This window comes from Enterobacter sp. PGRG2, assembly GCF_030291195.1.
Taxonomy (GTDB): domain Bacteria; phylum Pseudomonadota; class Gammaproteobacteria; order Enterobacterales; family Enterobacteriaceae; genus Enterobacter_D.
The window spans coordinates 152,719-161,822 of the sequence record NZ_CP127837.1; the positions used below are offsets into that span (position 1 = coordinate 152,719).

Here is a 9,104-nt window from a genome sequence, read left to right on the forward strand (position 1 = left end):
TTGCTTAGCCTTCATGCAATCCGCACTCACGCTTTAGCCCGAAGAAGCGGGTTTCTTCTTCAGCCATACCCGGTTCCCATTTACGGGTGGTGTGGGTATCCCCAACCGACAGGTAGCCCTGATCCCACAGCGGATGGTATTTCAGGCCATGCTTTTGCAGGTACTGGAAGACGGTGCGGTTATCCCAGTCAATAATCGGCAGCACTTTAAAAACGCCGCGCTGGATGGCCAGCACCGGCAGGCTGGCACGACTGCCGGACTGGTCACGGCGCAGGCCGGCAAACCATGTCTGCGCATTCAGCGCTTTCAGCGCACGGTTCATCGGCTCGACTTTGTTGATGTCGTTGTACTTTTCGATGCCTTCGACGCCCTGCTCCCACAGTTTACCGTAGCGTGCTTCCTGCCAGGCGGCGCTCTCTTTCGCGCGATACACTTGCAGGTTCAGTTTGAGTTTGTCCGTTAACTCGTCAATAAACTGGTAGGTTTCCGGGAACAGGTAGCCGGTATCGGTGAGGATCACCGGAATATCCGGGCGGATCTGATTCACCAGATGCAGGCTGACCGCCGCCTGAATACCAAAGCTCGACGACAGCACATATTCGCCCGGCAGGTTTTCCAGCGCCCAGGCAACGCGCTCCTCTGCGCTGAGTTTTTCAAGCTGGCCGTTCGTTTCGGCGAGGGCCAGTACGCGTTCTACTTTTGGCAGATCGTTGAGCGCGTTTAGATCGAGTACGGACATAGATTCCTCACTTATGCCGGGTGGCGCTTACGCTTACCCGGCCTACGGAATGGCGGGTTTGCCGGGTGGCGCTTACGCTTACCCGGCCTACGGTTTAGCTTTGCAGGCCGGATAAGGCGTTCACGCCGCCATCCGGCGTATCAGGTTATTCCCAGAAATCCCGTGCCGGATCCAGCACCGGACGGATGATGCCAGCACGAACGGTGAAATCACCGAAGCCTTCGTTGGCATCGCGCTCTTTCGCCCAGCGCCCCACCAGTTCATCGATGGTGTCGAGAATTTCCGGTTCGGTGATGTTTTCACGGTACATCCGCGGGATGCGCGTGCCCATACGGTTGCCGCCCAGATGCAGGTTGTAGCGTCCCGGCGCTTTACCGACCAGCCCCAGCTCCGCCAGCAGCGCACGGCCACAGCCGTTCGGGCAACCGGTAACACGCAGCACGATATGCTCATGACCAAGGCCGTGTTTTTCCATTACCGCTTCCACTTTATCGATAAAGGTCGGCAGGAAACGCTCGGCCTCCGCCATCGCCAGCGGGCAGGTCGGGAAAGCGACACAGGCCATGGAATTCTCACGCTGCGGTTTCACGGCGTTCATCAGACCATGATCGCGCGCCAGCTTTTCGATCTTCGCTTTGTCGCTTTCCGGCACGCCCGCCACGATCAGGTTCTGATTCGCGGTTAAGCGGAAGTCGCCTTTGTGGATCTTCGCGATCTCCAGCAGACCGGTTTTCAGCGGGCGATCCGGGTAATCCAGGATACGGCCATTCTCGATAAACAGCGTCAGGTGCCACTTATCATCAATGCCTTTCACCCAGCCGATGCGATCGCCGCGACCGGTAAATTCATACGGGCGGATCGGCGCGAATTTAATGCCCGCGCGACGTTCCACTTCCGCTTTGAAGACGTCCGGGCCGACGCGCTCCAGGGTGTATTTGGTTTTGGCATTTTTACGATCGGTACGGTTGCCCCAGTCGCGCTGCGTGGTGACCACGGCTTCGGCGACCGCCAGCGTGTGTTCCAGCGGCAGGAAGCCGAATTCAGTCGCGGTACGGGCGTAGGTTTTTTTGTTGCCGTGCTCAATGGACAATCCGCCGCCTACCAGCAGGTTGAAGCCCACCAGCTTGCCATTTTCGGCGATGGCGACAAAGTTCATGTCGTTGGCGTGCAGATCGATGTCGTTCTGCGGCGGGATCACCACCGTGGTTTTAAATTTACGCGGCAGGTAGGTCTGACCGAGAATGGGTTCTTCGTCGGTGGTCGCCACTTTCTCGGCATCATGCCAGATTTCCGCATAGGCGCGGGTGCGCGGCAGCAGGTGCTCAGAGAGCTTTTTCGCCCACTCGTACGCTTCGGCATGCAGCTGGGATTCCACCGGGTTTGAGGTGCACAGCACGTTACGGTTCATGTCGTTCGCCGTTGCCAGCGCATCCAGCCCCACTTCGTGCAGCATCTGATGCGCCGGTTTGACGTTCTTTTTCAGGATGCCGTGATACTGAAACGTCTGACGGTTGGTCAGACGGATGCTGCCGTAGATGGTTTTCTCGGTAGCGAATTTATCAACCGACAGCCATTGCTGCGGGGTAATGATGCCGCCCGGCAGACGGCAGCGCAGCATCATAGCGTGGCGCGGCTCCAGCTTCTGCTCGGCGCGTTCGGCGCGAATGTCGCGATCGTCCTGCTGGTACATGCCGTGAAAACGGATCAGCAGGAAGTTGTCACCGGAAAAACCGCCGGTCAGACCGTTATGTAAATCTTCCGCAATAGTTCCGCGCAGGTAGTTGCTTTCCCGCTTCATGCGCTCGGCGTCAGTCAGTTTTCCTTCGACCACCAGCGGACCTGGATATTTTTCACTCATTAGTAGACATCTCGCTGATAACGGCGCTCAACGCGCAGCTCACTTAAAAATTCATCCGCCGCTTCGGTATCCATGCCACCGAATTCGGCAATCACATCCAGCAAAGCCTGCTCAACGTCTTTCGCCATACGATTGGCGTCGCCGCAGACATAAATGTGGGCACCGTCATTGATCCAGCGCCACAGCTCTGCGCCCTGTTCGCGCAGTTTGTCTTGTACGTATATTTTTTCTTTCTGATCGCGGGACCAGGCCAGGTCGATGCGGTTCAGCACGCCGTCTTTAACGTAGCGCTGCCACTCCACCTGGTATAAAAAGTCTTCCGTAAAGTGCGGATTGCCAAAGAACAGCCAGTTTTTACCGGGGGCCTCATCGGCAGCACGTTGTTGCATAAAGGCGCGGAACGGTGCGATACCGGTACCTGGCCCTATCATGATCACCGGCGTTTCCGGGTTTTCCGGCAGACGGAAGTTATCGTTATGTTCGATAAACATCCGCACTTCGCCATCTTCTTCCACGCGATCGGCGAGGAAGCTGGAGGCGCCACCAGCCCGCGCGCGGCCTTCAATGTCAAAACGCACCGCGCCCACGGTAATGTGCACTTCGCTTTCCACTTCCGCCTGCGACGAGGCGATGGAGTACAGGCGCGGCGTCAGCGGACGCAGCAGACCGATAAGCGCCTCAGCATCCAGTTGCGCCGGGGAGAAACGCACCATATCGACAATCGGCGTGGTTGCGGCGTAGTGCTGCAACTTCGCTTTATCGCCCACCAGCGGCAGTAAGGTTTCGCTGCGGGTCAGGGTGGCGTAGTTTTCGACGATGTTGACGGTATTCACCGTCAGCTCAAAATGCCACTGCAGGGCTTCGGACAGCGGCAGGGTTTTGCCATCGACATTCACCTGTTCGTCGCCGGTCAGCCACAGCAGTTCAACCAGTTCTTTGACCAGCGCCGGATCGTTCTGATACCACACGCCGAGGGCGTCGCCCGGCTGGTAGCGCAGGCCGGAATCACCCAGATCGATCTCCAGGTGACGCACATCTTTTTCGGAATCGCGCCCGGTGATCTTCTGATTCACCGACAGCGTGGCGCAAAGCGGCGCTTCTTTAGTATAGGGGCTGGAAGTGACTTCGTTGACCACGCCGCTGGCGGTAGCCGCAGCCTGCGCCGGGCTTTCCTGCGGAACGCGGGATTTCAGAACGTCCAGGATGCGCCCGCGCCATTCGGCGGCAGCGGCCTGATATTCAACGTCAGTGTCAACGCGGTCGAGCAGGCGTTCAGCGCCCAGCTCCGCCAGCTTGCTGTCAAAATCTTTGCCGCTCTGGCAGAAGAATTCATAAGAGGAATCGCCCAGGCCAAATACGGCGAAGGCCGTACCGTTAAGTTTGGGCGCTTTTTTCGAGAACAGGAACTTATGCAGCGCGACGGCTTCTTCCGGCGGCTCCCCTTCCCCTTGCGTGGAGGTCACGACAACCAGCAGTTTTTCCTGAGCGATTTGTTTGAATTTATAGTCGCCCGCGTTCACCAGGTTAACGTTAAGCTTCGCCGCTAGCAGATCATCGCGCAGGGCTTCCGCCACGCGGCGGGCGTTGCCGGTTTGCGAGGCGGAAATCAGCGTGATAGCTGGCGTTTCTTTCGCGGCAGGCGCGGCAGGCGTGGTTGTGCCCGCAACGGTTCCAGGCTGCTGATTAAGCACGCCCCAGAAATAGCCGGAAACCCAGGCAAGCTGAGTCGGAGTAAGTTCGGATGTCACCGCCGTTAGGCGCGACATTTGCTCCGCGTTAAGCGGCAGCAAAGCGGAAGGTGGGGCCTGAGTCGTCATGCGTCGTCCAGTTCCAGTAAAAGCTGTTTTTATAAGGGGGAAAAACAGAACAGAGAGTAAGGTTAACGGCGCGAATAATAACAACTAAAGAAGGGTTGGAAATAACAAATAACCAAAATGACTAACCTCTTTTAGCTATAGTTATTAACACTAAAACCGGTCAATTAAATCTTTGAATTTTAATAATAAAAAACCCATAACCCTGACAAATACTTTGGTTAAACACTTTTCCCGGTTTTTGTTAATGCTAAAAAAGGTCATATCCGCTACCCTACGGCGGTTTTTGCCTTACAGAGAAATGATAATGATCACCACCTTGTTTAAAGATTTCACCTTCGAAGCCGCCCATCACCTGCCGCACGTGCCGGAAGGCCATAAATGCGGTCGCCTGCACGGTCACTCCTTTATGGTGCGCCTGGAAATTACCGGTGAAGTCGATCCGCATACCGGCTGGATCATGGATTTTTCCGAGCTGAAACGCGCGTTTAAGCCGACGTATGACCGCCTGGATCACTATTATCTGAATGATATTCCGGGGCTTGAGAACCCGACCAGCGAAGTGCTGGCCGCGTGGATCTGGAACGAAATGAAGCCGCTGGTGCCGCAGCTGAGCGCGGTGATGGTGAAAGAAACCTGTACGGCGGGCTGTATTTATCGCGGGGAGTGATCTCCTGTCATATGACCCTCTCCCGTGGGAGAGGGCGTCTGGTCAGGCAATGTTCAGATATTTATGCGTCTGCATCGACAGCCGCCAGTTGCGGGCGATGCAAGTTTCAATGCACAGGCGCGTGGCGTCTTCTTTCTGACTGATGGGTTGCAGGGCGATAACGCGGGGTTTGTCATCGTCAAGACGCGCCAGCAGTTCATCCAGCGCTTCAATATCCCGCACACGGCCTACCGGATGTTTGATCTCGTCGGCGCGCTCCAGCGCCTGCGTCAGCACGTCATATCCGCCGCGCATGTTTACCTTCGGCGATACCGTGACCCAGGTGCCGGTTGTGGTGCGGACTTCGTGCGTGCCGCTGGTTTCGATCTGGCAACTAAAACCGTTCTTCTCAAACAGTGACGTCAGCGGCAGCAGATCGTGTATGCAGGGCTCACCGCCGGTGATCACCACATGACGCGCGGTATAACCCTGACGGCTGATAATCGCCAGCAAATCTTCGCTGCTCGCCGCGCCCCATTTATCGCTCTCTTTGGTTTTGGCGATAACGCTGTAGAGCGACACTTCCCGATCGGAAAGCTTGTCCCATGTGTGTTTGGTGTCGCACCAGGCACAGCCAACCGGGCATCCCTGCAAACGAATAAAAATGGCAGGAACGCCGGTAAAGTAACCCTCGCCTTGCAAGGTCTGGAACATTTCATTAATCGGGTACTGCATACTCATCTCTGTTCAGGATCTAAACCCTAAGTATCGCAGATCCCGGCCAGACGATCATGTGCCATTCGCGCCCTGCGCATTAATCGCGCGGGTAAAACGCGCGGTAATTTGCTGCGGCCGGGTGATGGCGCCGCCCACCACCACCGAATGCGCCCCCAGCGCAAGGCACTGCGCGGCAAGCTCAGGCGTGTCGACATTGCCTTCGGCGATCACCGGGATAGTGGCGATGGAAAGTACCTCTTTTAAAAATTGCAGATCGTTCTCCGGCAGCCGGTGCCCCGCCGTTTCAGCCGTATAGCCATAAAGGGTGGTGCCGAGGCAGTCAAAGCCCAGCTCACCGGCGATACGCACATCATCCAGGGTGGCGATATCCGCCATCAGCAAGACCTGCGGATAACGGCGGCGGATCGCACTGACCAGCGCGGCCAGGGTGTCGCCGCCAGGTCGCTTACGCTGGGTGGCATCCAGCGCGATGATTTCCGGGGCGACCGTCATCAGCTCGTCAATTTCGCGCAGCGTGGCGGTGATAAACACGTCGCTGTCAGGGTAATCACGCTTAATAATGCCGATCACCGGCAGCGACACCTGCGCCTTGATGGCTTTGATATCCACCACGCTGTTGGCGCGAATACCTGCGGCGCCGCCTTCCACTGCGGCCAGCGCCATGCGGGACATAATAAAATCGCTGTGCAGCGGTTCGTTTTCCAGCGCCTGGCAGGATACCACCAGCGCCTTTTTGATCTGTTCTAATGCATTCATAACGCTAACATCTCTTCCATTTCGTTTTTGATGATGGTGACGTGCGGCCCATAAATCACCTGAACCCCGTTACCACGAACGATCACCCCGCGCGCGCCTGTCGCTTTCAGGGCGGCTTCATCCACTTTGCTGCCCGCTTTCACCGTCACGCGCAGGCGTGTGGCACAGCAGTCGACCTCGTCCAGATTCCCGCGCCCGCCCAGCGCCGCCACTATGGCCTCTGCCCGTTCGGTGCCGCTGACGGCAGAGATTTCCGCCTGCTCTTTTTCGCGGCCTGGCGTGAGGAAGTTGAAGCGCTTAATCAGGAAGCGGAAGGTGAAGTAGTACAGGAAGAACCACGGAATGCCGACCAGCGGCACATACAGCCAGTGGGTTTTCGCTTCGCCCTGCAAAATGCCGAACAGCACAAAGTCGATAAAGCCGCCGGAAAACGTCTGCCCGATAGTGATATGCAGCATATGCGCCAGCATGAAAGCCAGCCCGTCGAACAACGCGTGCAGAACGTACAGCACAGGCGCGACAAACAGGAACGAAAACTCAATAGGTTCGGTAATGCCGGTTAAGAAGGACGTCAGCGCCGCCGAGAACAGCAGGCCAGCTACCCGCTTTTTGTTTTCGGGTTTCGCGGTGTGGTACATCGCAAGACATGCACCCACCAGCCCGAACATCATGGTGATGAAGCGGCCGGACATAAAGCGTGAGGTGCCTTCGTAAAACTGCTGCGTCGCGGGATCGGCCAGCTGCGCGAAGAAAATGCGCTGCGTGCCTTCCACCAGTTGCCCGTTGACGATCTCGCTGCCGCCCAGCGCCGTCGTCCAGAAAGGCAGATAAAAGATGTGATGCAGCCCGAAGGGGCCAAGCATGCGCAAAATAAAGCCGTAGAGAAAAGTGCCTAGGTAGCCGGTGGCATCCACCAGCCCGCCAAGACCGAAAATCAGCTTTTGAAAATGCGGCCAGACCACCGTCATGATAGCGCCGACAAGGATCGCCGCCAGCGAGCTGATAATGGGTACAAAGCGCGAGCCGCCAAAAAAGCCCAGAAACTGCGGCAGCGCGATCTTATTAAAGCGGTGATGCAGCGCGCAGGTGACGAGGCCGATGACCACGCCGCCAAACACGCCGGTTTCCAGCGTCTGAATACCTAAGGTCATGCCCTGCCCGACCGCGCCGGGATCGCTGCTCGCCAGTGTACCGGTCAGCGTCAGCAGCGCATTAATGGTGGCATTCATCACCAGATACGCCAGCAGCGCGGCCAGTCCCGCCGTGCCCTTATCGGTTTTCGCCAGCCCCACCGCCACGCCCACCGCAAAAAGTACCGACAGGTTGGCAAAAACAATCGCCCCGGCGCTGCTCATGATGGTGAAAATCGCCTGTAGCCAGGCCACATCCAGGAAAGGCCAGGCCGTCAGCGTATTGGGATTCGACAGCGCGCCGCCAATCCCCAACAGCAGCCCCGCCGCCGGAAGTACGGCAATCGGCAGCATAAAGGATTTACCAAAACGCTGCGCTTTTTCAAACCAGCCCCCAGGGGAAGCACCACTGAACATTGTCATACTCTTTCTCCGCTCGCCGCTTGTTGATGAAAATTTTTACCACAATAAATATTTAACGTGAAAATTATCATCAAAAAAGCGGAAGCGGATCATACTATTTTAAAATGACTGGCAACCTGTCCCCTCTTTCCGCCACACTATCGGGCATTAACGACGTAAAGGATCCCGGAATGTCTGAAAATGAAAATGTGCTGCTGCGCCTTCGCCAGGGAATGTCGGGTTACAGTCCCACGCAGCAGAAGCTGACGGAATACATACTGGCAGAACCTTCGCGGGTGCTTTATCAGACCATCACCGAGCTGGCGCGGGAGAGCGCCACCAGCGAAGCCAGCGTCACACGCCTGTGCCGTATGCTGGGCTGTAAAGGCTATACGGAATTCAAAATGGCGCTGGCGCTGGATGTGCAGCGCGCCGGGACGCCGCGTGAGCAGGGCGATGAGATTGATACGCTGGTGGAAGAGTCGGTCATGGCGCTGCGGGATACGTCGAGGCTGCTTGACCGCGAGGTGCTGGCCAGGGCGGCAATGACACTGCATCAGGCGCGCACAGTGCAGATTTACGGCGTGGCGGCCAGCGCCATCATTGGCGATTATCTGCACTACAAACTTTTACGCCTCGGCAAAACGGCGCAGCTGTTCAGCGATATGCATCGCGCGGCGATGAATGCCACCACGCTGGGAAGTGACGAGCTGGTGATCGCGATCTCCAGTTCTGGCTCCACGCGCGATCTGCTGCATGTGGTGAAACTGGCCCGTAAACGTGGTGCGACGGTGCTGGCGTTAAGCAATACGCCGCGCAGTCCGCTGGCGTCGATCAGCGATATGCTGCTGGTGGCGGCAAAACCGGAAGGGCCGCTCAGCGCCGGGGCGTTGAATGCCAAAGTGGGGGCCATGCTGCTGGTGGAACTGCTGATCACTGCCTTAATGTCTTATGACGCGCATTACAGCGATACCAGCCAGCAAACCGCCAGCGCGACCTTACCGCTGCTGTTGTAGAA

General features: G+C 57.2%; 8 protein-coding genes. 2 read left to right on the forward strand and 6 right to left on the reverse strand.

The features are described 5' to 3' along the window. Positions 1–4: 4 nt before the first annotated feature. The 3 genes from cysH to cysJ all read right to left on the reverse strand — a co-directional run bounded on the left by cysH (position 5) and on the right by cysJ (position 4,414). Entirely contained in the window at positions 5–739 is a 735-nt protein-coding gene (gene cysH / locus QRD42_RS00605) for a phosphoadenosine phosphosulfate reductase (RefSeq protein ID WP_318376435.1), read from the reverse strand. 145 nt (positions 740–884) lie between these two features. Next, entirely contained in the window at positions 885–2,597 is a 1,713-nt protein-coding gene (gene cysI, locus QRD42_RS00610) for an assimilatory sulfite reductase (NADPH) hemoprotein subunit (protein WP_318373587.1), read from the reverse strand. Then, positions 2,597–4,414: an NADPH-dependent assimilatory sulfite reductase flavoprotein subunit gene (gene cysJ / locus QRD42_RS00615; RefSeq protein ID WP_321987962.1), complete on the reverse strand. Its 1,818-nt coding sequence runs from the start codon at positions 4,412–4,414 to the stop codon at positions 2,597–2,599. The genes cysI and cysJ overlap by 1 nt, the downstream gene beginning before the upstream one ends. A 304-nt stretch (positions 4,415–4,718) precedes the next feature. Here cysJ and queD point away from each other — a divergent pair, with 304 nt between their 5' ends. Continuing rightward, the gene (gene queD, locus QRD42_RS00620; protein ID WP_072569966.1) at positions 4,719–5,081 is read left to right on the forward strand and encodes a 6-carboxytetrahydropterin synthase QueD; all 363 of its coding nucleotides are present in this window, start codon (positions 4,719–4,721) and stop codon (positions 5,079–5,081) included. A 42-nt stretch (positions 5,082–5,123) separates the two neighbouring features. Here queD and queE read toward each other — a convergent pair whose 3' ends face one another. The 3 genes from queE to QRD42_RS00635 are packed head-to-tail and all read right to left on the reverse strand — an operon-like array spanning position 5,124 to position 8,107. Continuing rightward, entirely contained in the window at positions 5,124–5,795 is a 672-nt protein-coding gene (gene queE / locus QRD42_RS00625) for a 7-carboxy-7-deazaguanine synthase QueE (RefSeq protein WP_072569965.1), read from the reverse strand. A gap of 54 nt (positions 5,796–5,849) precedes the next feature. Further along, positions 5,850–6,554: an N-acetylmannosamine-6-phosphate 2-epimerase gene (locus QRD42_RS00630; RefSeq protein WP_321987963.1), complete on the reverse strand. Its 705-nt coding sequence runs from the start codon at positions 6,552–6,554 to the stop codon at positions 5,850–5,852. After that, entirely contained in the window at positions 6,551–8,107 is a 1,557-nt protein-coding gene (locus QRD42_RS00635; protein ID WP_321987964.1) for a maltose/glucose-specific PTS transporter subunit IIC, read from the reverse strand. The genes QRD42_RS00630 and QRD42_RS00635 overlap by 4 nt, the downstream gene beginning before the upstream one ends. A gap of 170 nt (positions 8,108–8,277) precedes the next feature. On the opposite strand from QRD42_RS00635, the gene QRD42_RS00640 reads away from it, so the two are divergent. Further along, on the forward strand, positions 8,278–9,102 hold the full coding sequence (locus QRD42_RS00640) for a MurR/RpiR family transcriptional regulator (RefSeq protein WP_318377297.1): 825 nt from the start codon (positions 8,278–8,280) through the stop codon (positions 9,100–9,102). The last annotated feature ends 2 nt before the right edge of the window (positions 9,103–9,104 follow it).

Coding starts and splice junctions, on each gene's coding strand:
- QRD42_RS00635 (WP_321987964.1), bottom strand. CDS start 8,107: ATGACAATGTTCAGTGGTGCTTCCCCTGGGGGCTGGTTTGAAAAAGCG.
- cysJ (WP_321987962.1), bottom strand. CDS start 4,414: ATGACGACTCAGGCCCCACCTTCCGCTTTGCTGCCGCTTAACGCGGAG.
- QRD42_RS00640 (WP_318377297.1), top strand. CDS start 8,278: ATGTCTGAAAATGAAAATGTGCTGCTGCGCCTTCGCCAGGGAATGTCG.
- cysH (WP_318376435.1), bottom strand. CDS start 739: ATGTCCGTACTCGATCTAAACGCGCTCAACGATCTGCCAAAAGTAGAA.
- QRD42_RS00630 (WP_321987963.1), bottom strand. CDS start 6,554: ATGAATGCATTAGAACAGATCAAAAAGGCGCTGGTGGTATCCTGCCAG.
- cysI (WP_318373587.1), bottom strand. CDS start 2,597: ATGAGTGAAAAATATCCAGGTCCGCTGGTGGTCGAAGGAAAACTGACT.
- queD (WP_072569966.1), top strand. CDS start 4,719: ATGATCACCACCTTGTTTAAAGATTTCACCTTCGAAGCCGCCCATCAC.
- queE (WP_072569965.1), bottom strand. CDS start 5,795: ATGCAGTACCCGATTAATGAAATGTTCCAGACCTTGCAAGGCGAGGGT.